General features: G+C 72.4%; 25 protein-coding genes. 10 read left to right on the forward strand and 15 right to left on the reverse strand.

Annotated features, from left to right (window positions below; translation table 11 throughout):
• Together VGE38_RS05005 and VGE38_RS05010 are read left to right on the forward strand one after the other, a co-directional pair.
• Positions 1–713, forward strand: a 713-nt coding sequence (locus VGE38_RS05005; protein ID WP_331141433.1) for a sensor histidine kinase, incomplete at its 5' end; no start/stop codon positions are given.
• Positions 710–1,387 (forward strand): response regulator transcription factor, encoded by a 678-nt coding sequence (locus VGE38_RS05010; RefSeq protein WP_331141434.1) that lies wholly within the window; start codon positions 710–712, stop codon positions 1,385–1,387. The genes VGE38_RS05005 and VGE38_RS05010, both read left to right, overlap by 4 nt.
• Positions 1,388–1,390: 3 nt before the next feature.
• Here the strand turns inward: VGE38_RS05010 and VGE38_RS05015 are convergent, their stop codons facing one another.
• The 6 genes from VGE38_RS05015 to miaA all read right to left on the reverse strand — a co-directional run bounded on the left by VGE38_RS05015 (position 1,391) and on the right by miaA (position 8,334).
• On the reverse strand, positions 1,391–2,167 hold the full coding sequence (locus VGE38_RS05015) for an SDR family oxidoreductase (RefSeq protein ID WP_331141435.1): 777 nt from the start codon (positions 2,165–2,167) through the stop codon (positions 1,391–1,393).
• A 10-nt stretch (positions 2,168–2,177) separates the two neighbouring features.
• On the reverse strand, positions 2,178–3,686 hold the full coding sequence (locus VGE38_RS05020) for a GGDEF domain-containing protein (protein ID WP_331141436.1): 1,509 nt from the start codon (positions 3,684–3,686) through the stop codon (positions 2,178–2,180).
• Between the two features lie 125 nt (positions 3,687–3,811).
• Positions 3,812–4,642 (reverse strand): diaminopimelate epimerase, encoded by an 831-nt coding sequence (gene dapF, locus VGE38_RS05025; RefSeq protein WP_331141437.1) that lies wholly within the window; start codon positions 4,640–4,642, stop codon positions 3,812–3,814.
• Positions 4,639–5,286 (reverse strand): pyridoxamine 5'-phosphate oxidase family protein, encoded by a 648-nt coding sequence (locus tag VGE38_RS05030; RefSeq protein WP_331141438.1) that lies wholly within the window; start codon positions 5,284–5,286, stop codon positions 4,639–4,641. Before VGE38_RS05030 ends, dapF begins: the two co-directional genes overlap by 4 nt.
• Positions 5,287–5,387: 101 nt before the next feature.
• Positions 5,388–7,280 carry a gamma-glutamyltransferase gene (gene ggt, locus VGE38_RS05035; RefSeq protein ID WP_331141439.1) on the reverse strand — a complete coding sequence of 631 codons (1,893 nt, stop codon included), beginning with the start codon at positions 7,278–7,280 and terminating at the stop codon, positions 5,388–5,390.
• A gap of 85 nt (positions 7,281–7,365) precedes the next feature.
• Positions 7,366–8,334: a tRNA (adenosine(37)-N6)-dimethylallyltransferase MiaA gene (miaA, locus tag VGE38_RS05040; protein ID WP_331141440.1), complete on the reverse strand. Its 969-nt coding sequence runs from the start codon at positions 8,332–8,334 to the stop codon at positions 7,366–7,368.
• Positions 8,335–8,385: 51 nt separating this feature from the next.
• On the opposite strand from miaA, the gene VGE38_RS05045 reads away from it, so the two are divergent.
• A complete protein-coding gene (locus tag VGE38_RS05045; RefSeq protein WP_331141441.1) occupies positions 8,386–8,880 on the forward strand; it encodes an NUDIX domain-containing protein in 495 nt (164 codons plus the stop codon).
• A 94-nt stretch (positions 8,881–8,974) separates the two neighbouring features.
• A complete protein-coding gene (locus tag VGE38_RS05050) occupies positions 8,975–9,331 on the forward strand; it encodes a hypothetical protein (RefSeq protein WP_331141442.1) in 357 nt (118 codons plus the stop codon).
• Between the two features lie 17 nt (positions 9,332–9,348).
• On the opposite strand, the gene miaB is transcribed toward VGE38_RS05050, so the two are convergent.
• A complete protein-coding gene (miaB, locus tag VGE38_RS05055) occupies positions 9,349–10,836 on the reverse strand; it encodes a tRNA (N6-isopentenyl adenosine(37)-C2)-methylthiotransferase MiaB (RefSeq protein ID WP_331141443.1) in 1,488 nt (495 codons plus the stop codon).
• 161 nt (positions 10,837–10,997) lie between these two features.
• Between miaB and VGE38_RS05060 the strand changes: the two genes are divergently transcribed.
• The 4 genes from VGE38_RS05060 to VGE38_RS05075 all read left to right on the forward strand — a co-directional run bounded on the left by VGE38_RS05060 (position 10,998) and on the right by VGE38_RS05075 (position 14,351).
• Entirely contained in the window at positions 10,998–11,726 is a 729-nt protein-coding gene (locus tag VGE38_RS05060) for an amino acid ABC transporter ATP-binding protein (RefSeq protein WP_331141474.1), read from the forward strand.
• 68 nt (positions 11,727–11,794) lie between these two features.
• Positions 11,795–12,685: a glutamate ABC transporter substrate-binding protein gene (locus tag VGE38_RS05065; RefSeq protein WP_331141444.1), complete on the forward strand. Its 891-nt coding sequence runs from the start codon at positions 11,795–11,797 to the stop codon at positions 12,683–12,685.
• 132 nt (positions 12,686–12,817) lie between these two features.
• Positions 12,818–13,471 (forward strand): amino acid ABC transporter permease, encoded by a 654-nt coding sequence (locus VGE38_RS05070; protein ID WP_331141445.1) that lies wholly within the window; start codon positions 12,818–12,820, stop codon positions 13,469–13,471.
• 19 nt (positions 13,472–13,490) lie between these two features.
• Positions 13,491–14,351 carry an amino acid ABC transporter permease gene (locus tag VGE38_RS05075; RefSeq protein ID WP_331141446.1) on the forward strand — a complete coding sequence of 287 codons (861 nt, stop codon included), beginning with the start codon at positions 13,491–13,493 and terminating at the stop codon, positions 14,349–14,351.
• On the opposite strand, the gene VGE38_RS05080 is transcribed toward VGE38_RS05075, so the two are convergent.
• From VGE38_RS05080 to VGE38_RS05090, 3 genes are read right to left on the reverse strand one after another with little or no spacing between them, the layout of a single operon-like run.
• Positions 14,352–14,831 (reverse strand): hotdog fold domain-containing protein, encoded by a 480-nt coding sequence (locus tag VGE38_RS05080; RefSeq protein ID WP_331141447.1) that lies wholly within the window; start codon positions 14,829–14,831, stop codon positions 14,352–14,354.
• A gap of 10 nt (positions 14,832–14,841) precedes the next feature.
• A complete protein-coding gene (locus VGE38_RS05085) occupies positions 14,842–15,222 on the reverse strand; it encodes a VOC family protein (protein WP_331141448.1) in 381 nt (126 codons plus the stop codon).
• On the reverse strand, positions 15,219–15,998 hold the full coding sequence (locus tag VGE38_RS05090; RefSeq protein ID WP_331141449.1) for a trans-aconitate 2-methyltransferase: 780 nt from the start codon (positions 15,996–15,998) through the stop codon (positions 15,219–15,221). Before VGE38_RS05090 ends, VGE38_RS05085 begins: the two co-directional genes overlap by 4 nt.
• A 111-nt stretch (positions 15,999–16,109) precedes the next feature.
• Between VGE38_RS05090 and VGE38_RS05095 the strand changes: the two genes are divergently transcribed.
• Positions 16,110–16,595, forward strand: a complete 486-nt coding sequence (locus VGE38_RS05095; RefSeq protein ID WP_331141450.1) for a MarR family winged helix-turn-helix transcriptional regulator — start codon at positions 16,110–16,112, stop codon at positions 16,593–16,595.
• A gap of 167 nt (positions 16,596–16,762) precedes the next feature.
• Here VGE38_RS05095 and VGE38_RS05100 read toward each other — a convergent pair whose 3' ends face one another.
• The 5 genes from VGE38_RS05100 to VGE38_RS05120 form a co-directional block, all read right to left on the reverse strand.
• Positions 16,763–18,598, reverse strand: a complete 1,836-nt coding sequence (locus VGE38_RS05100; protein ID WP_331141451.1) for an ABC-F family ATP-binding cassette domain-containing protein — start codon at positions 18,596–18,598, stop codon at positions 16,763–16,765.
• Positions 18,595–19,515, reverse strand: coding sequence for a 4-(cytidine 5'-diphospho)-2-C-methyl-D-erythritol kinase (locus VGE38_RS05105; RefSeq protein WP_331141452.1), 921 nt, complete (start codon positions 19,513–19,515; stop codon positions 18,595–18,597). Before VGE38_RS05105 ends, VGE38_RS05100 begins: the two co-directional genes overlap by 4 nt.
• The gene (gene rsmA, locus VGE38_RS05110) at positions 19,512–20,378 is read right to left on the reverse strand and encodes a 16S rRNA (adenine(1518)-N(6)/adenine(1519)-N(6))-dimethyltransferase RsmA (RefSeq protein ID WP_331141453.1); all 867 of its coding nucleotides are present in this window, start codon (positions 20,376–20,378) and stop codon (positions 19,512–19,514) included. Before rsmA ends, VGE38_RS05105 begins: the two co-directional genes overlap by 4 nt.
• Before the next feature lie 62 nt (positions 20,379–20,440).
• A complete protein-coding gene (locus VGE38_RS05115) occupies positions 20,441–21,616 on the reverse strand; it encodes a resuscitation-promoting factor (RefSeq protein ID WP_331141454.1) in 1,176 nt (391 codons plus the stop codon).
• Between the two features lie 206 nt (positions 21,617–21,822).
• Positions 21,823–22,707 carry a TatD family hydrolase gene (locus VGE38_RS05120; protein ID WP_331141455.1) on the reverse strand — a complete coding sequence of 295 codons (885 nt, stop codon included), beginning with the start codon at positions 22,705–22,707 and terminating at the stop codon, positions 21,823–21,825.
• Between the two features lie 42 nt (positions 22,708–22,749).
• Between VGE38_RS05120 and VGE38_RS05125 the strand changes: the two genes are divergently transcribed.
• Complete coding sequence (locus tag VGE38_RS05125; protein WP_331141456.1) at positions 22,750–23,943, forward strand: SpoIID/LytB domain-containing protein; 1,194 nt, start codon at positions 22,750–22,752, stop codon at positions 23,941–23,943.
• Positions 23,944–23,945 lie beyond the last annotated feature (2 nt).

The following is a 23,945-nucleotide window of genomic DNA, read 5'->3' on the forward strand; positions in this document are numbered from 1 at the left end:
TGCTGGAGGACTTGGCGCGTCCGGTCGCCGTCGCCGCCCATGCGGCCCAGCTGCGCGACGCGCTGCAGCAGTCGCGGGAGCGGCTCGTCCTGGCGCGGGAGGAGGAGCGGCGCCGGCTGCGCCACGACCTGCACGACGATCTCGGGCCCCTGCTCGCCGCCGTCGCACTGCAGGTCGGCGAGGTGCGCTCCCTCATCGGCGAGCACCCGGCCGCCCCGCTGGCCGAGCGCACCGAGACGCTGCTGACCGGCGCGGTCGCGACCGTACGCCGGATCGTGGACGGGCTGCGGCCGGCAGCCCTGGACGAGCTCGGCCTGGCGGAGGCGCTGCAGGCGGCCGCGGAGGGCTTCGCGGTCAGCGGGCTCGACGTCGACGTGGACGTCCGCGGCGACCTGCGCGACCTGCCCGCCGCGGTCGAGGTCGCCACGCTGCGGATCGCGACCGAGGCGCTCTCGAACGCCGCCCGCCATGCCGATGCCGCCCGGGTGCGCCTCGGGGTCGAGCGGCTCCCCGACCATCTGGAGGTCACCGTGGCCGACGACGGCCAGGGGCTCATCGCCGGCCGGCGTACCGGCGTGGGGCTGGTCTCGATGCGCGAGCGTGCCGAGGAGCTCGGCGGGAGCTGCACCGTCACGAGCGGACCGCTCGGCGGCACGGTCGTCGTGGCGACCCTGCCCGCTCCAGGTCCGTCTGATGAGAGGGTGCACGCGTGAGCGAGCGGGACGAGGAGACCGGGCTGCGCGTCGTCGTGGCCGACGACCACCCGGTCTACCGGGAGGGGCTGGCCCTGGTGCTCGGCTCGCTGCCCGGCGTGACCGTGGTCGGCGAGGCCGGCGACGGCCTCGAGGCGGTCGATCTCGCCGCCCGGCTGCAGCCCGATGTCGTGCTGATGGACCTCTCGATGCCGGGTCTAGGCGGCGTGGAGGCCACACGCCGCATCGTCGCGGACGTCCCGGGCGTGCATGTGCTGGTGCTCTCCATGCACGAGGGCGCGGACAGCGTCGTCGCTGCGCTGCGGGCCGGCGCGCGGGGCTACCTCGTCAAGGGCGCCACGAAGACCGAGGTCGCCCGGGCGCTGCACGACGTCGCCGCCGGGGGCGCCGTGTTCGGCGAGGGCGTCGCCGAGCAGGTGCTGCTGCGCGTGCGGGAGTCCCCGCTCACCGCGCGCCGCGGCGCCGAGGCGTTCCCCGAGCTCACCGACCGCGAGCTCGAGGTGCTCGACCTGGTCGCCGGCGGCCTGTCGAACGCCGCGATCAGCGGGAGGCTGTTCCTCTCCGACAAGACCGTTCGCAACGTCGTCTCCAACGTCATCGCCAAGCTCGGCGCCCGGGACCGGCCCGACGCGATCCTGCGGGCGCGCCGGGCCGGCCTCGGCGAGCTGCGCTGAGAGCTACTTCGGGGGCAGCCGGATGCCGCCGTCGACCCGGATGGTCTCGCCGTTCATGTAGTCGTTGGTGATGAGCTCGACGACCATGCTGGCCAGCTCCTCGGGCGCACCGAGCCGCTTGGGGAACAGCACGCTCTGGCCGAGCTGCGCCTTGAACTCCTCGGGGTTCGGGAAGGAGTTGTAGATCGGGGTGTCGATCAGGCCGGGCGCGATCGTGTTGACGCGGATGCCGGCGGTCGACAGGTCGCGGGCCAGCGGCAGGGTCATGCCGACGATGCCGCCCTTGGAGGCGGAGTAGGCGACCTGGCCGATCTGGCCGTCGAACGCCGCCACGCTGGCCATGTTGACGATGGCGCCGCGCTGACCGCCGGCGTCGGGCTCGTTGCGGCTCATCACGGTGGCGGCCTGGCGCACCATGTCGAAGGTGCCGAGCAGGTTGACCCGCACGACCGCCTCGAACTTGGCGAGCGGGAACGCCGAGTCGATCGTCCCGTCGCGGCCGATGGTGCGGATCGCGTTGGCGATGCCGGCGGAGTTCACGACGCTCTTGAGCGGCGCCACCTCGGCCGCGGCCTCGACGACGCGGGTGATCTGCTCGGTGTCGGTGACGTCGAGCTGGGCGAACACGCCACCGATCTCGGCGGCCAGCTCCTCACCGGCGTCGGCGTTGAGGTCGGCGACGAAGACGGTGGCGCCCTTGGCGGCCAGCGCCCGGGCGGAGCCGGCGCCGATCCCGCTCGCGCCGCCGGTGACGATGGCGGTAGTTCCCTGGAGATCCATGGCCCGGATCCTAGGGGGTGGCCCGGGCGCTCGCGGCAGCGCCGGGTGGCGGCGCCATCCCCTCGGGACCGTCCTCGTGGACGACGACGCGGTCCCGCCCCGAGCGCTTGGCGAGGTAGAGCGCCTGGTCGGCCCGCGACACGACCTCGGCGGGGCTCTCGGCGCCGTCCCAGGTGGCCACGCCGATGGAGCAGGTCTGGCCGTGGGTCACCGCCTGCCGCATCCGCTCCAGGACCGCGCGGACCTCGCGCGGGGGAAGCTGTGGAAGGAGGACGGCGAACTCCTCGCCGCCGTACCTGGCGAGGAAGCCGGTGTCCGGCAGCGTCGACGTCCACGCGGCCGTGGTGTCCTGCAGGACGCGGTCGCCGGCCAGGTGGCCGTGCGTGTCGTTGAACTCCTTGAAGTGGTCGATGTCGAGCACCGCCACCGAGAGCGAGGTGCGCTGATCACGAGCGAAGGCGCAGGCACGCAGCAGCTCGTGGTCCCAGGTACGCCGGTTGGCGACCCCGGTCAGACCGTCCTTGCGGGCGAGCGCGTCGAGCTGGACCGCGGTGTACTGCAGATCGTTGAGCACGTCGGTCAGCCGCAACACCACCAGGACCGCCGAGATGCAGGCACCGGCGAGCACCACCCACGACTGCCGCTGGAAGCCGGTCACGTGCGCGACCTGGTCGGCGACCGGCGCCAGCACCAGCGCGACGCCCAGCCAGCTCAGCCTCGCGGCGTTGATGCGCGCGGCCCGGTCGGGCGCGGGCTCGGAGAGCGTCCGGGCCGACGGGTGGAGGGCCGCGAAGCCGAGCAGCTGGTAGGACAGCAGATAGATGCAGTCGGTCCACGCCGGGTAAGCCGTTCCCCCCACGATGCTCACCACGTAGTACAGGTCGACGGCGAGGACTCCTCCCAGCGCCGTCAGCAGCGCCCACAGGGCGACGTTGCGCACCATCCCGGCGATCAGCATGCGGAAGACGACCGCCACGATGAGCAGGTCGCCGGCGGGATAGGCGGCAGCGACCACCTGGCTGAGGATCGTCGAGCTGGCCGCGGTCGCGGCCGGGGCGACGAAGAAGATGATCCCGACGACGCTCACGCCGGTGGTGAGGATGGCCGCATCCAGGAACGCGGCGCGGTCACGGCCGTCCCGGCGCCCTCGCACCAGCCACACCAGTCCGAACGCCAGCGCGACGTACTGCGCGAGGTAGAACGCGTCGGCCACCGTCGGGAACGGCACGTCGTCCCACGTGTGCCGGAGCACGGTCCTGATCACGTCGGCGGTGAGGAAGAGGACCTGTGCGACCGCGAAGGCGACCCAGGCGCGACGCAGGGGCCGCGGCATGCGGCGGGCGCCGACGATCGAGAGTGCGACGCCGTAGCCGGCACCGAGGAGGTAGGTCACCGACCCGGCCGCCGTGCCCAGCGTCAGGGCGAAGAGCGCGACGATGGCGCAGCCGCCGGCGAGCGCCACCCACGCGCGCCGCCCAGTCCCTGCCGGGTCCGCTGCTGGGTCCGCTGCGGGGTCCATCGGTCTCCTTCCCGGGCCGCTGCCGACCGGTGGGCCGGCGCTCCGGTCCCCGCGGTCGCGGCGCGACTGCCTCACCACCTACTACCCGAGGGAGCCTCACTTCACCACTGGCACGGGCGTACCGGTCAGAGGCTCGCCGTCCCCCTGGCGACGATGACGGCCGGACCGGCCAGCAACACCCGGTCCGCGGAGGTCCAGGTGACCGTGAGCCGGCCGCCGGGGACGTCGACGGCGTACGGCGTGTCCCTGGCCGCTCCGTCGGCCTCAGCCGTCGCGACCATGACCGCACACGCGCCGGTGCCGCAGGAGCGGGTCTCGCCGCTGCCGCGCTCGTGCACCCGCAGGGCGACGTGGTGCTCACCTTCGCGGACCACGAACTCGACGTTGACGCCGTGGGGGTACTCCGCCGTGTCGTGCACCGGCGGATCCAGGAGCGGCCCGACGGGACCGTGCGGGTCGAGGGTCTCCCCCGGTGCGAGGAACACGACCGCGTGCGGGTTGCCCATGTCGACGTGCCGGGCGCTCCAGGTCCGGTCGCCGACGCTGACCTCGGAGCTGCCGAGCAGCCTCGGTGGCCCCATGTCGGCGGTGATCTGGTCGCCCTCGACGGTGACGACCTTGATGCCGGCGCGCGTCGCGACCGGCACCGGGCTCGTGGCCAGTCCCGCGTCGACCAGGTGCCGGACGAAGACGCGTACCCCGTTGCCGCACATCTCCGAGACCGACCCGTCGGCGTTGCGGTAGTCCATGAACCACTCCGCCTGGTCCACCCACTGCGGGGCGTACGCCGCCGTCCGGATCACCCGCAGCACGCCGTCGCCCCCGATGCCAGCCCGACGGTCGCACAGCGCCCGGACCCGCTCCGCGCTCAGGTCGCCGTGCACGGTGCCGTCGTGGTCGGGCAGCAGCACGAAGTCGTTCTCGGTGCCGTGGCCCTTGAGGAACTCGTAGGTCATCGGTACAACCTTCCGGCGTAGGCCTCGCCGTAGTAGGCGTCGAGCTCCTCGAGGCTGGCCTCGCGCCGCTCGACGGTCTGGGCGATGACCGCCCGGCGCGGGACGGCGTCGGGTGCCCAGGTGGTCGGGTCCCACAGTCCGCTGCGCAGGAACGCCTTGGCGCAGTGGAAGAAGACCTCCTCCACGGCGACCACGAGGGCGAGGATCGGACGGTGCCCCTTGACGACCATCGCGTCGAAGAACGGCGCCTCGCTCACCAGCCGGGCGCGGCCGTTGACCCGGAGCGTGTCGCCCCGGCCCGGGATGAGGAAGTCCAGGCCGACGTACGGGTTCGCGAGGACGTTGCGGTAGCCGTCGACCCGCCGGTTGCCCGGACGCTCGGCCAGCGCGATCGTCACCTCGTCGAGGACGTGCACCAGCCGGCCAGCCGGGTCGCCCTTCGGCGAGGCGTCGCAGCGGCCGGTCGCGTCGGCGGTGGCGAGCACGCAGAACGGCGAGGCCGCCAGCCAGTCGCGGTCGATCGGCAGCAGCCGGTCACGGACCTTGGTGCGGACCAGCTCGGTCGGCTCCCCCACCAGCGCCTCCAGCGCAGCGACCGTCGCGATCTCGGTCCAGCCGGTCGCCGGCGTACTGGTCGGGCTCACCGGTCGATCGTACGGGTGCTGGGAGCGGGCCGTCGCGGTAGTTCCGGACGAAGGGGCCCCTCTGCCGAGGGATGAAGGGCCCGATCGTCCGGAACTACCCGCTACCGGCGTGGCCGCACCACGAGGGCGGTGCCGCCTCCCCGTCGGACCGGCTCGGCGACGGCCGTCAGCCGGCCCCGCCGCCCGATCTCGATCGCCGTGGCCGCGCCGATCTCGGAGGCGGAGCTGCCCGGCGCTCCGGCGACGGTCAGCTCCTGGCCGAAGGCCGCCAGCAGGGCGCCGTACCGGTCGATGAACGCCTGCTCGGCCGTCGACCGTGCGGTGTTGCGGTTGGTCGCCCGCGGCGCGGCGACGGCCTGCGGCAGCGACAGGCCGCGGTCGACCCGCTCCAGCAGGATCTGCAGCACCGTGGTGATGATGGTCGAGCCGCCCGGCGAGCCCAGCGCGAGCCATGCCTTGCCGTCGCGCTTCACGATCGTGGGCGACATCGAGCTGCGCGGCCGCTTGCCGGGCTGGATCCGGTTCGGGTCGGCCGGGTCGTAGACGGTGCTGAAGTCGGTCAGCTCGTTGTTGAGCAGGAAGCCGCGCCGGGGGACGACGATGCCGGAGCCACCGGTCTGCTCGATGGTGAGGGTGTACTCCACGACGTTGCCCCACCGGTCGACCACCGTCAGGTTGGTGGTCTCGCGGTTCTCGGTGTCCGCGCGCTCGGACTGCGGGCGGGGCGCGGCCGGGCAGACGCCGTCGTACGACGTCACGTCCCCGGCCGGGACCGGTTTGGGCGCGGCCGTCAGCGGGTTCAGCGAGCAGGCGCGCTCCGCGGCGAACCGGTCGTCGAGCAGCGCCCTGACCGGCACCGACACGAACCGGGGGTCGCCGAGGTAGCGGCCTCGATCGGCGAACGCCAGCGCGCTGGCCTCGAAGTAGTGGTGGTAGAACGCCGGGGCCGGCAGCGACGAGAGCGGGTAGCGCTCCAGGATGTTGAGCGCCTCACCGACCGTGGTGCCGCCCGAGGAGGACGGCGGCATGCCGTAGACGCCGAGCCCGCGGTAGCCGACCCGGGTCGCGCGGCGGGGGATGACCCGGTAGCGGCGCAGGTCGGCGCGGGTCATCGAGCCGGGCGGCACCGGCAGCGTCGTACTCCCCGTCTTCGGGGGTCGCCGCACCGCGCGCACGATGTCACCGGCGATCGGGCCGCGGTAGAAGGCGCGCACGCCCCGGCGGGCGATCAGGTCGTAGGTCCGGGCCAGCGCCCGGTTGCGGAAGACGGTGCCCACGCGCGGCGGCTGGCCGCCGCGGAGGAACAGCCGGGCGGTCGGCCGGATCGCCGCGAACCGCGCGGCGTTGTCGGCCGTCTGCTGCCGGAACGTCGCATCCACCACGAACCCGCGCCGCGCCAGCCGGGCCGCCGGGCGCAGCGAGCGGGCCAGGCTGCGCGTGCCCCAACGGTCCAGCGCCCGCTTCCAGGTCGCGAGCGTGCCGGGTACGCCGACCGAGACCCCGCTCGTGACCAGCTCCGGGCTGAAGTTGTACGGCGCGCCGGTCGCCGGGTCGATGAACGCGTCGGGCCGGATGCCGCGCGGAGCGGTCTCGCGGCCGTCCAGGGTGCGCACCTTGCCGGTGTCGGCGTCGTAGTGCACGAAGTACCCGCCACCACCGATCCCCGCGCTGTAGGGCTCGGTGACGCCGAGCGCGGCCGCGGCGGCGACGGCGGCGTCCACCGCGTTGCCTCCGGAGCGCAGCACGCGCAGCCCGACGCGGGTGGCGTACGGGTCGACCGTGCTGACGGCGCCGCCCCGACCGATGCTGGTCGCGACCTTGCGGGGCGCGCGCCGGTCGGCCGGCTGCTCGCTCGCGCCCAGGGCGCCGGCGGCGGTGCTGATCGATGTGCTCGTGGGGGCACGGGACGCGGTCGGCGTGGCGACCGCGGTCGTGGCGGGAGTGGCGACGAGGCAGGCCAGGGCGATGGTGGCCGCGGGGACAGTGTGGCGCATGTCACTTTCAGTGCCCCGCGAACGCGATCCCACGCCCGACACCTGACATTTCCAACCACTCCCTCGCGGGGAGCGGTTGAGGAGGTCAGGTGCCGGGGGCGACGGCCCGGACGGCGGCCACGGCTCGGGCGATGCGGTCGGGGTCGTCGTACCTCACCCAGACCACGCGGGAATCCTTGCGGAACCAGGCGTCCTGGCGGCGGGCGAAGCGGCGGGTCTGCTGCACCGTGCGGTCGCGCGCCTCGGCCAGCGTCAGCTCGCCGGCGAGATGGGCGGCCACGGGGCGGTAGCCGATGGCGGACAGGGCCGTCCGCGACTCCAGCAGCCCGCGGTCGAGCAGCCGCCGGACCTCGTCGACGAACCCCTGCTCGAACATCTCCCCCACCCGCTGCTCGATGCGGGCGTCGAGGGTCTCGCGGTCGATGTCGACGCCGATCTGGATCGTGGCCGGATCGACGTACTCCGGCACCGGCAGGCGCGCACTGAACGGCTTCCCGGTGATCTCGATGACCTCGAGGGCCCTCACGATGCGGCGGCCGTTGCCCGGCGTCATCTCCTCGATCCGCCCGGCGGAGACCGGGTCGAGCTCGGCCAGCCGGGCCTGCAGCGCCTCGACGCCCACGTCCGCCAGCTCCTGCTCGAGCCGCTCGCGGACGGCCGGATCGGTCCCGGGGAAGTCGAACCGGTCCACGACGGCGCGGGTGTACAGCGCGCTGCCACCCACCAGCACCGGGACCCTGCCGGCGGCTCGCAGGTCGGCGATCGTGTCGCGGGCGAGCTGCTGGAACTCCGCGACGGTGGCGGGCTCGGTGATCTCGAGCAGGTCGAGGAGGTGGTGCGGGATGCCACGGCGCTCGGCCGGCGGCAGCTTCGCGGTCCCGATGTCCATGCCCCGGTAGACCTGCATCGCGTCGGTGTTGACGATCTCGCCGTCCAGTGCCTCGGCCAGGTCCAGGCTCAGGCCGGTCTTGCCGGCCGCGGTGGCGCCGACGACGGCGACGATCGGGACGACGCCCGGGGTCGAGGCACCGCTCGCTGCCCCGCCGTCGCTCATGGTCGCCAGTGTGGCAAACCGCGTGTCCGCGATCCTCACTACCCTGACCGCATGACCGACCGAGTGGAAGCGTTCGCCGGGCCCGACCGGTTCGTCGTGGTGCCCGCCAGCTACGTCTTCCTCTTGCGTGAGGGCTCCGATGGCACCGAGGTGCTGCTGCAGCGGCGTGGCGCGGTGCCCTACATGCCCGGGCACTGGGCGGCCGCCGCGGCCGGGCACGTGGAGCGGGGCGAGACGGCGTACGACGCCGCGGCGCGTGAGGCGCTCGAGGAGATCGGCGTGACGGGGCTGTCGCTGGAGTTCGCGACCGCGATGCAGCGCACCCGCAGCGGGGAGGCGATCGACGAGCGGATCGACTTCTTCTTCACCGCCCGGTCCTGGACCGGCGAGCCGCGCATCGTGGAGCCGCTCAAGGCGACCGAGCTGGGCTGGTTCGCGCTCGACGACCTGCCCGACCCGATGGTCCCGCACGAGGCGGCGGTGCTCGCCGGTCTGCGGGACGGCACGCTGCCGGCGTACTCCACCTTCGGGTTCGCCGCCTCCTGAGGTCGCTCGCACGGCGTGTCGCGAGGGCGTGTCGGGGGTCGGGATCGGATACCGGTCCCGACGGACCAGCACCCCGACGCGAGGAGGGAACGTCATGGACCTCGGTCCACAGCCCCAGCCCGCCATCGAGCCCGGTGAGCCGAACCCGGGCGGCCCCGACGCGGTCGAGCTCGAGCCGACCGGCATCGTGCGTGACATCGGGACCGGCCTCCCGGACAACGTCGGCGAGGGCATCCCCGACCCTCTCGAGCAAGGCATGGGGGTCAGCAGCGAACGGGTCGGGCACACCGGCCCCGGCCAGACCGACACCTCCGGCGAGAAGGACACCAGCCCCGTCGAGCCGGCTCCGGAGGCACCCGCCGAGCAGTCGCCCGGCGCCGAGGAGGCCAACCCCGCCGGACTGCCCCCGAAGGCGGGGTATCCCTCCGCCGACCCGCGGTCGGACTCCTAGGCGCCGTCCGGGTCCGGTCAGCCGCAGACGGGTGCGTCCGGCAGCGGCGCGGGCACACCGATGCTCGGCATGCCGAGGCCGACCTGGCGCGGCTCGTCCGCGGGCCGGCCCTGCCGGACCGCCCACGCGTCGCCGGAGCGGGTCGGCCGCACGGCCATCACCTCGCCGTCGGCCTCGAGGTAGTGCGGCGCGCCGCGGGTGATCCGCACGGTGACCATGTCGCCGGGACGGATCTGCGTGGCCTCGACCGACGGCGCGAGCGCGGAGGAGAAGTGCACGAGCCGGTTGTCGGGCGCCCGCCCGGAGAGCCGGCCGGTCTCGCCGTCGCGACGACCCTCGCCCTCGGCGACCATGACCTCCACGACGCGCCCCTCGAGCCGCCGGTTCTCCTCCCAGGAGATCTGCGTCTGCAGCTCGACGAGCCGCTGGTAGCGGTCGGCGACGACCTCGGGCGCGATCTGGTCGGGCAGCTCCGCGGCCGGCGTACCGGGGCGCTTGGAGTACTGGAACGTGAACGCCGAGGAGAACCGCGCCTCGCGCACGACGTGGAGCGTCTCGAGGAAGTCCTCCTCGGTCTCGCCGGGAAAGCCCACGATGATGTCGGTGGTGATCGCAGCGTCCGGGATGGCGGACTTCACGCGGTGGATGATGTCGAGGAACTTCTGCTGCCGGTAGGAGCGGCGCATGTCCTTGAGCACCTTCGAGGAGCCCGACTGCAGCGGCATGTGGAGGCTCGGCATGACGTTCGGCGTCTCGGCCATCGCCTCGATGACGTCGTCGGTGAACTCCGCCGGGTGCGGCGAGGTGAACCGCACCCGCTCCAGGCCCTCGATCTCACCGCAGGCGCGCAGCAGCTTGGAGAACGCCTGCCGGTCGCCGAACTCCACGCCGTAGGCGTTGACGTTCTGGCCCAGCAGCGTGACCTCCGAGACGCCCTCGGCCACCAGGGCCTCGATCTCGGCCAGGATCTCGCCGGGGCGGCGGTCCTTCTCCTTGCCGCGCAGGCTGGGGACGATGCAGAAGGTGCAGGTGTTGTTGCAGCCGACGCTGATCGAGACCCAGGCGGCGTACGCACTCTCCCGCTTGGTCGGCAGCGTGGAGGGGAAGACGTCGAGCGACTCCAGGATCTCGACCTGGGCCTCCTGCTGCACCCGCGCCCGCTCCAGCAGGACCGGCAGCGACCCGATGTTGTGGGTGCCGAAGACGACGTCGACCCACGGGGCGCGCTTGACGACCGTGTCGCGGTCCTTCTGGGCCATGCAACCGCCGACGGCGATCTGCATGCCGGGCCTCTTGGCCTTGACGGGTGCCAGGTGACCGAGGTTGCCGTAGAGCTTGTTGTCGGCGTTCTCCCGCACCGCGCAGGTGTTGAAGACGACGACGTCAGCCTGCTCTCCTTCGGGAGCGGTGACGTAGCCCGCGTCCTCCAGCAGCCCGGAGAGCCGCTCGGAGTCGTGGACGTTCATCTGGCACCCGTAGGTGCGGACCTCGTACGTGCGCGTCATAGCAACCAAGAGCGTACGGCGGCCGACGGATCGCGCCCGAATCGCAACCTCTCCGGGAGGACAGGTGATGGCCGTCGACCCTCCGGAATGGCTAGTGTCGCGACATGACAGTCCTCGGTGAGACGTCAGGAACACCCGGCCCGTCCGGCACGGAGCATCCGATGCTCAGGCTCGACCACGTCGAGAAGCACTTCGGCGCCCTGCACGTGCTGCAGGACATCAACCTCACGATCGGCCGCGGCGAGGTGGTGGTCGTGATCGGCCCGTCGGGGTCGGGCAAGTCCACCCTGTGCCGCACCATCAACCGCCTCGAGACCATCGACTCCGGCGCGATCACGCTGGACGGCCAGCCCCTCCCGCAGGAGGGCAAGGCGCTCGCGCGGCTGCGCGCCGAGGTCGGGATGGTCTTCCAGAGCTTCAACCTCTTCGCGCACAAGACGGTGCTGGAGAACGTCACGCTCGGCCCGGTGAAGGTGCGCAAGCGGTCCAAGGCCGACGCGGAGGCCAAGGCCCGGCAGCTGCTCGACCGCGTCGGCGTCGCGCACCAGGCGGAGAAGTACCCCGCCCAGCTCTCCGGCGGTCAGCAGCAGCGGGTCGCCATCGCGCGAGCGCTGGCGATGGAGCCGAAGGTCATGCTCTTCGACGAGCCGACCTCCGCGCTGGACCCGGAGATGATCAAGGAGGTCCTCGACGTCATGGTCGACCTCGCCCAGGGCGGCATGACCATGGTGGTCGTCACCCACGAGATGGGCTTCGCGCGGACCGCGGCCGACCGCGTCGTGTTCATGGCCGACGGGCAGATCGTCGAGGAGGCCACCCCCGAGGAGTTCTTCACCAACCCGCGCAGTGACCGAGCCAAGGAGTTCCTCGGAAAGATCATCCGGCACTGACCCCGTCGCACCTGCTCGGGCGGGACCCTGCACCACCGAAGACACAATCGAAGAGAAGGTGACAAAGGATGCGATTGACCAGGTTCAAGGCTGCCGCGGCTGCTGTCCTGCTGACCGCCGGCCTCGCGGCTTGCGGTGACGCCGGCAACGACGGCGACTCCGGCGCCGACGTCGACGTCCAGGACAACGCCGCGGAGGAGTTCGACACCGGCACGCGGATGCGCGAGCTCGCCGAGTCGGGCACGATCAAGATCGGCGTGAAGTTCGACCAGCCCGGCATCGGCTTCAAGGGGGCCACCGACGACATGCCGGTCGGCTTCGACCCCGAGATGGGCAAGATCCTCGCTGCCGACCTCGGCATCGCACCGGAGGACATCACATGGGTGGAGACCATCTCCGCCAACCGGGAGCCGTTCCTGCAGTCCGGTGAGGTCGACCTCGTGATCGCGTCGTACTCCATCACCGACGAGCGGCGCGCGGTCGTGGGCCAGGCCGGTCCGTACTACGTCACCGGCCAACAGCTCCTCGTCCGCTCCGACAGCGACATCGCCTCGCTCGAGGACGTCGCCGGCACCGAGGTCTGCTCGGTCACCGGCTCCACCTCGCTGGAGAACATCGAGGCCGAGGGCGCCACGCCGCGCGGCTTCGACACCTACTCCGAGTGCGTGGACCAGGTGCTCAACGGCACGGTCGACGCGATGACCACCGACGGCGCGATCCTGTTGGGCTACGCCGCCGAGCACCCCGACGAGCTCAAGGTCGTGGTCGACCCGTTCTCCGAGGAGCGGTACGGCGTCGGCTACTCGCTGGACCACCCGGAGATGTGTGAGTGGATCGTCGAGACGATCGAGGAGGCTGAGGACGATGGCGCCTGGGCGGACGCCTTCGAGGCGACACTAGGCAAGTCGGGCGTCGAGACGCCTGAGCCGCCGACTGCCGACGCCTGCCCGGCTGCCTGACCCGGCTGCCTGACCCCAGGAGTCACACTCCCTGGCCGGTTCCGTCACTTCGGGGCTGTTGCAACGGCCCCGAAGTGACGGAATCCCCGGTTCACCGGTGATGCCGAACCCGCCGCTCGAGAGGAGCCCTGCGTGGAGGACGTGCTCTCCAACTTCGACCTGGTGCTGCGCGCGTTCTGGTTGACCGTCCAGCTCGCCGCACTCTCGGGCGTCGTCGCTCTCGTGCTCGGCACGCTGCTGGCGGCGATGCGCGTCGGTCCGGTCGCCATCCTGCGCGGTGCGGCGTCGACGTACGTGACGCTGGTGCGCAACACCCCGCTGCTCATCGTCTGCGTGTTCGTGTTCGTGGCGGCGCCCAACCTCGGGCTCTTCATCGGCACGCCCTTCCTGATCAAGGGCGTCGTGGCGGTCAGCCTCTACACCGCTCCGTTCGTGGCCGAGTCACTGCGCTCCGGCGTCAACGCCGTCCACCTCGGCCAGGCGGAAGCGGCCCGCGCGATCGGCATGACGTTCGGCCAGAACATGCGCTACGTCGTCCTCCCCCAGGCCTTCCGCGCCTCGGTCCCGCCATTGACCAGCACCTTCATCGCGATGACCAAGAACACCTCGGTCGTCGCGGTCTTCGGCCTGATGGAGGCGACAGCCCGGATGCGCTGGTTCGTCAACCGCAACGCCGACGAGACGATGTACATGTTCCTCGTGTTCGCCTTCGGCTACATCGTGCTGGTCGAGCTGATCTCCCTGGCCGGCTTCGGCCTCGAACGCCGCTGGAGGGCTGCGCGATGAGTCACCCCAAGGGACCCCGATGACCTCCGTCCTCTTCGACGCGCCCGGACCGCGCACCCGCGCGCGGCACCGGCTCTACGCGATCCTCACCACGGCGGCGCTGGTCGCCCTCGTCATCGCCGGGATCTTCTTCCTCGACAGCAAGGGCGAGCTCTCCTACGACCTGTGGGAGCCGTTCGTCACGCCTGACTACGTCTCGGCCATCGCCGAGGGGCTGTGGCAGACGCTGCAGATGGCGTTCCTGTCGATCATCTTCGCGGTCGTCTACGGGCTGGTCTTCGGCGTCGGCAAGATGTCCGACCACGCCGTCGCACGATGGCCCTCGCTCCTGGTCGTGGAGTTCTTCCGCGCCGTGCCGGTGCTGCTGCTGATGGTCTTCATCTTCTTCACGTGGGGCGTCGGAGCCGACGGCATCGGCCCGTACTGGTCGGTCGTCATCGCCCTGACGCTCTACAACGGGTCGGTGCTGGCGGAGGTGTTCCGGGCCGGCATCCTGGCGATCCCGAAGGGCCAGTCCGAGGCGGCCTACTCGATCGGCATGCGCAAGACCCAGGTCATGACGAGCATCCTGCTGCCGCAGGCGATCAAGATCATGCTTCCGGCGATCATCAGCCAGTGCGTGGTGGCGCTGAAGGACACCGCCCTCGGCATGTACATCATCGCGCCCGGCCTCACCTACATCGGCCGGCAGGTCTGGACCGAGTTCGGCAACCAGTTCCAGACCGCCGTCGTACTGGCCACGCTCTACATCGCGGTCAACCTCGTGCTGACGGTCGTCGCCACCTGGCTGCAGCGCAAGCTCGTCGGCGAGCGCAAGCCGCTCGACGTCGGGATGACGTCGATCGTCGTCGCCAACGAGTCGACCCAGGCACCGAGGTGATCAGCGCTTCTTGGGCGTCACCCACAGGTTGATGACGCCCTCGATGACGGTGGTGCCGTCGTCGCGGGTGGCCCACACCTTCACCGGGAGGTCGCCGTCGGCGCTCTCCCACTGCTCCTGGGTGGTCTCGGCGTAGCAGGTGATGTCACTGCTCGCCTTGGCGGTGTAGGTGACCTCCATGCCCTTGGGGATCCAGCGCTTGTCGGCCGGGATGGTCACCTCGGCCAGCGCACCCATCGCCATCTCCAGGCCGTTGCACAGCGCGATGGCGTGCACGGTGCCGATGTGGTTGCGGACGCGGCGCCGGTTGCGGATCAGCACCTCGGCGTGGTTGGGCCGCAGCTCGGTGACGGTGGGTCGGATCGAGCCGAAGTACGGCGCCTTCTGGCTGAACGCCACCGAGAAGATCTTCTTGCCGGCGACCTTGCCGATGACCGGCAGGCCGGTGGTGGACTTCCAGAGGCTCTCGAGCTGCGACATGCCCGCAACGTTACTCGCGGGTAACCACAACGACAACCTCGACCCGGTTGCCGAACGGATCCCGGGTGTGGAACCGCTCGAACGCCTCCGCGTTGTGGCGCTGCGACCAGTCGACGGCGAAGCCGGCCCGCTCCAGCCGGGTCCCCAGCCTCTCGAGCTCGTCGACCGTCGCCACCGCCAGGGCGGGATGCGCCTTGCGGGCCGGTGCGAACGCCTCCTCCACGCCGAGGTGGATCTCGGCCCCGCCCTCGGAGCGGAACCACGCTCCCCCGCGCGCGGCGAGTTCGGCCGGCTTGGCCACCTCGCTCATCCCGAGACCGTCGGCGTAGAACCGCCGGCCCGCCTCCTCGCCGCCGGCCGGGATCCCGACCTGCACGTGGTGCAGCCTCATGCCACCCTCCCCTGCTTGTTGCGAGCCACCACGAAGATGCGACGGAACGGCAGCACGACCTTGCCGGCGCGGGCCGGATAGGCATCCCGCAACCGCTGCCTGAGCTCCTCGGCGAACCGCTCGAAGAGGTCCGCCGGCAGCGCAGCGCGGGTCGGCAGCAGGCTGGTGCCGCTGATCCAGTCGAAGACCGCGTCCTCGCCTTCGAGCACGTGGAGGTACGTCGTCTCCCAGGCGTCCACGTCGAAGCCCTCAGCCGCCAGCACCTCCAGGTAGGTCGCCGGGTCGTGGCTGTCCGGCCGCTCCAGTCCACGCGTGTGCTCGCGGTAGGGCTCCTCCGCCGCCAGCTCCTCGCGCAGCGCATGGCTCGGCTCGGCGAAGTTGCCGGGCACCTGGAACGCGAGCCACCCGGCCGCCTTCGCGGCGAGTCGAGGCAGCAGCTCCAGGTGGCCGGGCACCCATTGCAGGGTGGCGTTGGAGACCACGACGTCGACACTGCCGCGCTCGGCCGCCCAGTCCCGGACGTCCCCGACCCGCCACTCGATCCGGGTCTCGTTCGCACGGGCACGCTCGACCATCGCCGGACTGCTGTCGATGCCCGTCATCGCGGCACCCGGCCAGCGGTCGGCCAGCAGCGAGGTCAGGTTCCCCGGCCCGCAGCCGAGGTCGACGACCGTGGCCGGCGCGTCGGCGCCGACCCGGGACAACAGCTCCACGAACGGCCGCGCCCGCTCGTCGGCGTACGTCAGGTAGCGGTCGGGGTCCCACGGCTGTGTCATGCGCTGCTCCTGGTCGATCGAGCCGGTCAAGATCTCTTGATGTCGAGATATCTCGACTCTCCTCCGGGTTTGTCTCGATGTCAAGAATCTTTATCCGCTACGCTCACCTCCATGAGGGATGAGGTCGACGACCTTTCCGAGGCCTGGGCGCGGGAGCGGCCCGACCTCGACCTTGCCCCGGTCGCGGTCTTCTCGCGACTCTCCCGGCTGTCCCGGCATCTCGACCTGGCCCGGCGCCAGGCGTTCACGGCGCACGGCATCGAGTCGTGGGAGTTCGACGTGCTCGCGGCGCTGCGGCGCGCCGGCACGCCGTACGAGCTCTCCCCCGGCCGGCTGCTGCGCGAGACGCTGGTGACCTCGGGGACGATGACCAACCGCGTGGACCGGCTCGCGTCCCGTGGCTTCGTGGAGCGCTACCCCGACCCCGAGGACCGTCGCGGCGTGCTGGTGCGCCTCACGCCGGAGGGCAAGGCGGCCGTCGACGGGGCGTTCACCGCGCTCATCGAGGCGGAGAAGGCGTTCCTCGAGAGTCTCTCCACCCGGCAGCAGACGGAGCTGGCCGACCTGCTGCGACGCCTGCTCGCGCCGTTCAGCTGAGGCTGGCGGCGCCTCGTCCTCGTCGCAAAGTGTCACCGTGACAGCTTGCGGCGAGAGTGACCGTTTGAAGTGTCACCCGTGCCGCGAACTGTCACGGTGACAGTTTGCGAGGGGGCGCGCCAGGGCAGCTCGACGATGCGGATGGCCGTGGCGGACGAGGAACGGCGTCACTCCACGACCTCGGCCGCCTCGAGCCACTCCAGCTCGAGCTCGTCCCGCTCGGCGGCGAGCGCGGACAGCTCCGCACCCAGCTCGGCGAGCCTCTCGTAGTCGGTCGGGTTGTCGAGCACCTGCTGGTTGAGCTCGGCCTCGCGGGCGCCGATCCGCTCCAGCTGCTTGTCGATGCGGGCCATGGTCTTGCGGGCGGCGCGCTCCTCGGCGGAGCCCGCCTTCGCCTTCGGTACGCCGGGCGCCGGCTGCGAACCCGGCTGGGACTCCGGTTCAGAGGGCAACGATCCGGGACTCGAAGGGCCAGGACCCGGGACTCGCGGGGCCACAACCCGGGACTCGACGGCAGCAGGAAGGCGTCGCTCGAGGTACTCGTCCACCGCACGCGGCAGCATGGAGATCTGGCCGTCGCCGAGCAGCGCCCAGACGGAGTCGGTGACCCGCTCGAGGAAGTACCGGTCGTGGGAGACGACGATGAGCGTGCCGGGCCAGGAGTCGAGGAAGTCCTCGAGCACCGTGAGGGTCTCGATGTCGAGGTCGTTGGTCGGCTCGTCGAGCAGCAGCACGTTGGGCTCGGTGAGCAGGATCCGCAGCAGCTGGAAGCGCCGCCGCTCGCCGCCGGACAGGTCGCCCAGCCGCGCAGTGAGCCGGTCGCCGGTGAAGCCGAACCGCTCCAGCAGCGAGGTGGCCGTCAGCTCCTGCCCCGACAGCGTCTTCGTGACGCGCCGGATCGACTCCACCGTCTCCAGCACCCGGCCGTCGGCGGGCAGGTCGTCGAGCTGCTGGGTCAGGTGCTGGAGGGACACCGTCCGGCCGTGCTTGACCCGGCCGGCGCTCGGCGGGAGTGAGCCGTCGAGCAGCGAGAGCACCGAGCTCTTGCCGGCGCCGTTGACGCCGACGATGCCGATCCGGTCGCCGGGGCCGATACGCCAGGTCGCGTGGGAGAGCAGCTGCCGGGGGCCACGGAAGAGGTCCACGTCCTCGACGTCGATGACGTCCTTGCCCAGCCGCTGCGTGGCCATCCGCGACAGCTCGAGCCGGTCGCGCGGCGGCGGCACATCCTCGATCAGCTGGTTGGCGGCCTCCACCCGGAAACGGGGCTTCGACGTCCGCGCCGGGGCCCCGCGCCGCAGCCAGGCCAGCTCCTTGCGGACCAAGTTCTGCCGGCGTACCTCCGAGGCGGCGGCCTGACGGGAGCGCTCGGCCTTGGCGAGCACGAAGGCGGCGTACCCGCCCTCGTAGGCGTCGACCACGCCGTCGTGGACCTCCCAGGTCCACTGGCACACCGCATCCAGGAACCACCGGTCGTGGGTCACCACCACGAGCGCGGACGGACGCGCGGCCAGGTGGGCGGCGAGCCAGGCGACGGCCTCGACGTCGAGGTGGTTGGTGGGCTCGTCGAGCACCAGGAGGTCGTGCTCGCCGAGCAGCAGCTCGACCAGCGCGCAGCGCCGCCGCTCGCCGCCGGACAGCCCCGCGACGGCACGGTCCAGCTCCACCCCGGCGAGCAGGACCGACACGATCTCGCGCAGCCGCGGGTCGGCCGCCCACTCGTGGTCGTCGCGGCCGCCGAGCACCGCCTCGCGCACCGTGTGGGTGTCGACGAGATCGTCGCCCTGGCGCAGGTACCCGATCAGCAGGCCCCGCTGGCGCGAGACCCGGCCGCTGTCGGGCTCCTCGACGCCGGTCAGCACCTCCAGGAGGGTGGTCTTGCCGTCGCCGTTGCGCCCGACGATGCCGATGCGCTGCCCCGCGGCCACGCCGAGGGAGACGTCGGAGAGCAGCGGGCGGATGCCGTAGGACTTCGAGACGCTCTCGAGGTTGACGAGGTTCATGCCAGCGTCACCACGTGCGCGCCGTGGACAGGGGCCGGTACGGCGGCCAGCCGCTCGTGCCCCCGGGCGCGCATCTCGCCGGCCACCGTGCGGGCGTCCTCGGCGTCGGCGGCCAGCAGCAGGAGCGTGGGCCCCGATCCGGAGAGCAGGACCGCTCGGGCGCCGGACGCCTCGCCGTCGGCGACGGTCCCGCGCAGGTCGGGGCGCAGGTCGAGCGCGGCCTGTGCCAGGTCGTTGTGCAGCGCCGTCGCGAGCAGCGACACCTCGCCGCTCACGAGCGCCTCCCGCAGCCGGTCCGGCACACACGGCGCCGGCGGCTCGGGGCAGACCACGTCGTAGTGCCGGTAGACCTCCGGCGTGCTCAGGCCGGTGTCGTTGAAGACCGCCACCCACCAGTAGTGCCCGTTGTCGGTGAGCGGCTCGACCTGCTCGCCGCGACCGAGCCCGACGGCGGTGCCGCCGAGCAGGGCGAACGGCACGTCGGAGCCGAGTCGGGCGGCGATGGCGAGCAGGTCGTCGTCGGAGGTCTGCAGGTCCCAGAGCCGGTCCAGCGCCACCAGGGTGGCGGCGGCGTCGGCGGAGCCACCGGCCATCCCACCGGCGACCGGGATGCCCTTGTGGATCTCGATCCGGGCCGCGAGCGCGACACCGTGGTGGTCGGCCAGCGCCCTGCCGGCCTGCACGGCGATGTTGTCCTCCGTCGCCGGCACCTGCGCCAGGTCGACGTGCGGGTCGGCGACGATCTCGACCGACCACTGCTCGGCGGTGCTGACCGTGACGTCGTCGTACAGGCCGACGGCCTGGTAGACGGTGGCCAGCGGGTGGAACCCGTCGCCACGCGGGGCTCCCACCCCGAGGTGCAGGTTGATCTTCGCGGGCGCCCGGACGGTCACCGCGTCACTGGTGCGGGTGCTCACGAGCGCGCCACCGCCAGCGCCTCCGCGATCCGGACGAAGTCGTGGATGTCGAGGGCCTCGCCACGGGCCAGCGGGTCGATGCCCGCCGCGACCAGCGCGGCCTCGGCGGCCTCAGCGCCGCCGGCGAGGCCTCGCAGCACACCACGCAGCGCCTTGCGACGCTGGGCGAAGGCCGCGTCGACGACGGCGAACACCTGCTCGCGGGACACCTTGGTGGTGGGCGGCTCGTGGTGCGTCCAGTAGACCAGCCCGCTGTCGACGTTGGGCGCCGGCCAGAACACGTTGCGGCCGATCGCGCCGGCACGGCGTACGTCGGCGAACCAGGCCGCCTTGACGCTCGGCACGCCGTACACCTTCGACCCCGGCGGCGCCGCCAGCCGGTCGGCCACCTCCGCCTGGACCATCACGAGCCCCTTGCGCAGGCTGGGCAGCAGTGTCATCAGGTGCAGCAGGACCGGCACGGACACGTTGTAGGGCAGGTTCGCCACGAGCGCGGTCGGCGGCGGCCCGGGCACCTCGGTGACCCGGAGCGCGTCGGCGTGCAGGACGGAGAAGCTGCCGGCCTGGTCGGGAGCCAGCTCGGCGATGGTGCGCGGGAGCCGGCTCGCGAGCAGCTCGTCGATCTCGATCGCCGTCACGCGGCCGGCCACCTCGAGCAGCGCCAGCGTCAGCGAGCCGAGCCCGGGACCCACCTCGAGCACCACGTCGTCGGCCCCCACGCCGGACTCGCGCACGATGCGACGCACCGTGTTGGGGTCGATCACGAAGTTCTGCCCGCGCTGCTTGGTGGGGCGCAGGTCGAGCTCGGCGGCCAGCGACCGGACCTCCGCCGGGCCGAGCAGGCGTGGCGGGGTCACGGGCATGCCGTGGAGACTAGTGGCCGAGGTTCCGCACCGCCGAGTCGGCGCGGTCCCGGGCCGCAGGGTCACCTAGGCAGGCCCAGCTTGGCGGCACAGCCGGGCCAGGCGCCGTACCCGCCCTGCGCGTCGCGCAGCTTGGTGGCGACCCGGATCTGCTCCTCGCGGCTGTGCTCGTGGGGCAGGCCGGTGCCGCCGTACGCGCGCCAGGTGCCGGGGCTGAACTGCAGGCCGCCGTAGTAGCCGTTGCCGGTGTTGATCGACCAGTTGCCGCCCGACTCGCACTGGGCGAGGCGGTCCCACACGGAGTCGCCCGCGGCGAAGTTCGCCTCCGGCTCCTTGGTGCCGACCGTGACGACCTCGTCGACCGGCTGGCGGCGCACGGACTGGCTGAGCAGGGTGCGGTCACGGAGCTCGCCGTTCTTGAAGACCAGGCGGTACGTCGCATCGCGGAGGCCGGGCCGGCCCTCGGTCTCGACCTGCTCCTCGCCCTCGAACAGCTCGTCGCTCTCGCGCTCGATGGTGTCGAAGGGCACCTTCTCGCCGGCCACGGCCTTGGTGGCGACCCGGATCCGGGTCCAGGTGATGCGCAGGCCGTCGGTGACCAGGGTGTCGGCGGCGGGAACGACCTTGTCGTCCTCGTCCGGCGTCGCGCCGAGCTGCTCGAGCACCTCGCCGACGGTGAGGGCGGTGACCGTCTGCGGCGCGCGCTTGCGGGCGCCGAGCTTGACGTCGACCTGCTTGGGGGTGACGACCTCGACGACCAGTCCACGGCGCCCGATCGGGGCGCCACGGCTCACCGACAGCGCGGCGGCGGTGTACTCGCGACCGATCTCGGCGAGCGCGTCGTCGACCTCGGTCGCCAGCACCCAGTGGGTCTGGTCCTGGCCGTCGACCTCGAGCCGGAGCGGGCGGGCGAACCGCACCGCGATGTGGGTGCCGTCCTCGACCTGCTCGTCCAGGCCGGGCGCCACCACGTCGCGCTCGCTGACGGTGACGCCCTGGGCCTCCAGCACGTCGCCGACGGTCTCGCCGCGCGCGGTCAGCTGCTGCGCCTTGCCGTCGAGGGTCAGCGTGACGTCCTTGCCGAGCGAGGCGTAGCCCACGGTCACGCCGGCGACGGCGAGGACGGTGACGGCCACCAGCGCGATCAGCACGGGGCGGCTGCCGCGGGCGACGGAGAGCCGGGTGAGGTGGACGAGGGGACGACGGGTACGGCGGAGCGCCGCTGCGAGGCGCTGCACGATCGGGTTCTGCACACTGCTCCGATGGTCGGACTGCCCGGGCCTCGGACACCGGCGCTGGCTCGTGGAGCGCCCCCGAGGGCGGTCCCGGCGCCGGTGGATCTGGCTCCCGATCCCGGCTGTCAGTCATCTACCCGAACCCACGACCCCCGTCTGACGCAACTCCTCGCGCCCTCTCCGCGCGGGCTGTGACCGGTCTCTCGCCGCTACCAGGCGCCGCCGAACGCCTGCTCGGTCGTGGCGTCGATGGCCGCGCACAGGTCCCCGAGGTCCTCGCCGCGCACCTGCGCCATGAGTCGGACGGTGAGCGGGATGAGGTAGGAGGCGTTGGTGCGGCCGCGGTGCGGCGTCGGGGTGAGGTACGGCGCGTCGGTCTCGACCAGGACGCGGTCGCGCGGGGTGATCCGGAGCGCCTCGCGGAGCGGTTCGGCGTTCTTGAACGTCACCGTGCCGGCGTACGACAGGAACGCGCCGCGGTCCAGGCAGGCCCGGGCGAAGGCGGCGTCGCCGGAGAAGCAGTGCATCACCCAGCGGTCGGGGGCGCCCTCGCTGTCGAGGACCTCCAGCACGGCGTCGTGGGCGTCGCGGTCGTGGATGACCAGGGTCTTGTCGAGCCGCTTGGCCAGGTCGATGTGACGGCGGAACGACTCGACCTGCGCGGCCACGCCCTCGGGGCCGGTCCGGAAGAAGTCCAGTCCGGTCTCCCCGACCGCGCGGACCTTGTCGTGCGCGGCGGCGAGTCGCTCGATCTCCGCGAAGGCGGCGTCGAGGTCGACGCGCGGCGCCTCGTTGGGGTGCAGCGCGACCCCGGCGACGACGCTGTCGTGCGCCGCGGCGGCCTCCACCGCCCACCGGGCTCCGGGCAGGTCGCAGCCGATCTGCACGATGCGCGTGACGTTGACGCCGGCCGCCAGCCGCAACGCCTCGTCGACGTCGAGCCGGTCGTCGGGCCCGTCGGACCCGCCGCGGGCGATGTCGAGGTGGCAGTGGTTGTCGACCACCGGGTGGGGCAGCGGCTCCGGTACAGGCGGGCGCTCGGACGGACGAGGACTGCGGGTGGCGCTGGCTGGGCTGGCTGGGGGCTCGGTCATGGCGCTCCCAGGGTGTCATGGTCCGCCCGCTACGGTGGCGGGGTGATCGGACTCACGCGTCGTGCGCTCCTGTCCCTGGTGGCCCTGCTCTGCCTGACCCTCGCGCCGACACCGGCGCAGGCGGCGGAGATCCCCGTGCCCGCCGGTGCGACCACGCTCACCATCGCGGGCCAGGGGCACGGCCACGGTCACGGGATGTCGCAGTACGGCGCCGCGGCCGCCGCCCGGCACGGACTGCGCTACCGGCAGATCCTGCGGCACTACTACCCGGGCACCGGCTGGGGGCGCAGCGGCGGGAGGATGAAGGTGCTGCTGACCGCGGACACCACTCCCGACGTGGTCGTGGTCAACCGCAAGGGGCTGCGCGCCCACGTCGCCGGCGGCCGCACCTGGAAGCTGTGGAAGCTCGCCCGGAAGGCGGCCCGCACCGCGACGCGCTGGCGCATCGTCCCGCTCGACGCCACCCGCAGCGCCCTGGACTACCGCAAGCGGGGCTGGCACCGGTTCACCGTCGTGGCCGGGACCCTTGAGTTCAGCGCCGGCGGACAGCCGATCACGCTCGTGGCCGGCGGCCGGCGGACCGCCTACCGCGGCACCTTGCGCGCGGCCAGCCCGGCCCCCGGCAGCATCGACCGGGACACCGTCAACATCGTCAGTCTGGAGGCGTACCTGCGCGGCGTCGTCCCGCGCGAGGTCCCCGCCCTGTGGCCCACCCACGCGGTCCGCGCGCAGGCCGTCGCGGCCCGCTCGTACGCCGCCTACGAGCGCCAGTACGACAGTTACGGCTACTTCGACGTCTACGACACCACCCAGGACCAGGTCTACGGCGGCCGGTCCGCCGAGCACCCCGCCGCGACCCGGGCGATCCGCGCCACCCGCGGCCAGGTGCTGACGTACGCCGGCGCGCCGGCCTTCACCCAGTTCTCGGCCAGCAACGGTGGCTGGATGCTCGCCGGCGAGGTCAAGGAGCGTCCGGTGCCCTACCTGGTCAGCGGTCCCGACCGGTTCGACCCGGTCCGACGCTGGAGTACGTCGGTCACGCTGGCGTGGCTGCGGTCCGTGGCGCCGTCGGCCGGGACCATCCAGGGGATCGACCTCGTCACCTACCCCAACGCCGGCCCCTGGGTCGACGACGTCGTCGTGCGAGGCAGCAAGGACACCGTCACGATCGACGGCGAGCGCTTCCGCAGCCTGGCCGGCCTGAAGTCCGCGTCGTTCCGCCTCACCGTCAGCTGACC

Source organism: Nocardioides sp. (assembly GCF_036405735.1).
GTDB lineage: Bacteria > Actinomycetota > Actinomycetes > Propionibacteriales > Nocardioidaceae > Nocardioides.

Bases quoted from the DNA above. Each gene is read 5' to 3' on its own strand.
- VGE38_RS05085 (WP_331141448.1), bottom strand. From the start codon at position 15,222: ATGAGGCTGCACCACGTGCAGGTCGGGATCCCGGCCGGCGGCGAGGAG.
- VGE38_RS05080 (WP_331141447.1), bottom strand. From the start codon at position 14,831: ATGTCGCAGCTCGAGAGCCTCTGGAAGTCCACCACCGGCCTGCCGGTC.
- VGE38_RS05120 (WP_331141455.1), bottom strand. From the start codon at position 22,707: ATGACCGAGCCCCCAGCCAGCCCAGCCAGCGCCACCCGCAGTCCTCGT.
- rsmA (WP_331141453.1), bottom strand. From the start codon at position 20,378: ATGCCCGTGACCCCGCCACGCCTGCTCGGCCCGGCGGAGGTCCGGTCG.
- VGE38_RS05045 (WP_331141441.1), top strand. From the start codon at position 8,386: ATGACCGACCGAGTGGAAGCGTTCGCCGGGCCCGACCGGTTCGTCGTG.
- VGE38_RS05090 (WP_331141449.1), bottom strand. From the start codon at position 15,998: ATGACACAGCCGTGGGACCCCGACCGCTACCTGACGTACGCCGACGAG.
- ggt (WP_331141439.1), bottom strand. From the start codon at position 7,280: ATGCGCCACACTGTCCCCGCGGCCACCATCGCCCTGGCCTGCCTCGTC.
- miaB (WP_331141443.1), bottom strand. From the start codon at position 10,836: ATGACGCGCACGTACGAGGTCCGCACCTACGGGTGCCAGATGAACGTC.
- miaA (WP_331141440.1), bottom strand. From the start codon at position 8,334: ATGAGCGACGGCGGGGCAGCGAGCGGTGCCTCGACCCCGGGCGTCGTC.
- VGE38_RS05020 (WP_331141436.1), bottom strand. From the start codon at position 3,686: ATGGACCCCGCAGCGGACCCAGCAGCGGACCCGGCAGGGACTGGGCGG.
- dapF (WP_331141437.1), bottom strand. From the start codon at position 4,642: ATGACCTACGAGTTCCTCAAGGGCCACGGCACCGAGAACGACTTCGTG.
- VGE38_RS05075 (WP_331141446.1), top strand. From the start codon at position 13,491: ATGACCTCCGTCCTCTTCGACGCGCCCGGACCGCGCACCCGCGCGCGG.
- VGE38_RS05100 (WP_331141451.1), bottom strand. From the start codon at position 18,598: ATGAACCTCGTCAACCTCGAGAGCGTCTCGAAGTCCTACGGCATCCGC.
- VGE38_RS05015 (WP_331141435.1), bottom strand. From the start codon at position 2,167: ATGGATCTCCAGGGAACTACCGCCATCGTCACCGGCGGCGCGAGCGGG.
- VGE38_RS05065 (WP_331141444.1), top strand. From the start codon at position 11,795: ATGCGATTGACCAGGTTCAAGGCTGCCGCGGCTGCTGTCCTGCTGACC.
- VGE38_RS05050 (WP_331141442.1), top strand. From the start codon at position 8,975: ATGGACCTCGGTCCACAGCCCCAGCCCGCCATCGAGCCCGGTGAGCCG.
- VGE38_RS05060 (WP_331141474.1), top strand. From the start codon at position 10,998: ATGCTCAGGCTCGACCACGTCGAGAAGCACTTCGGCGCCCTGCACGTG.
- VGE38_RS05095 (WP_331141450.1), top strand. From the start codon at position 16,110: ATGAGGGATGAGGTCGACGACCTTTCCGAGGCCTGGGCGCGGGAGCGG.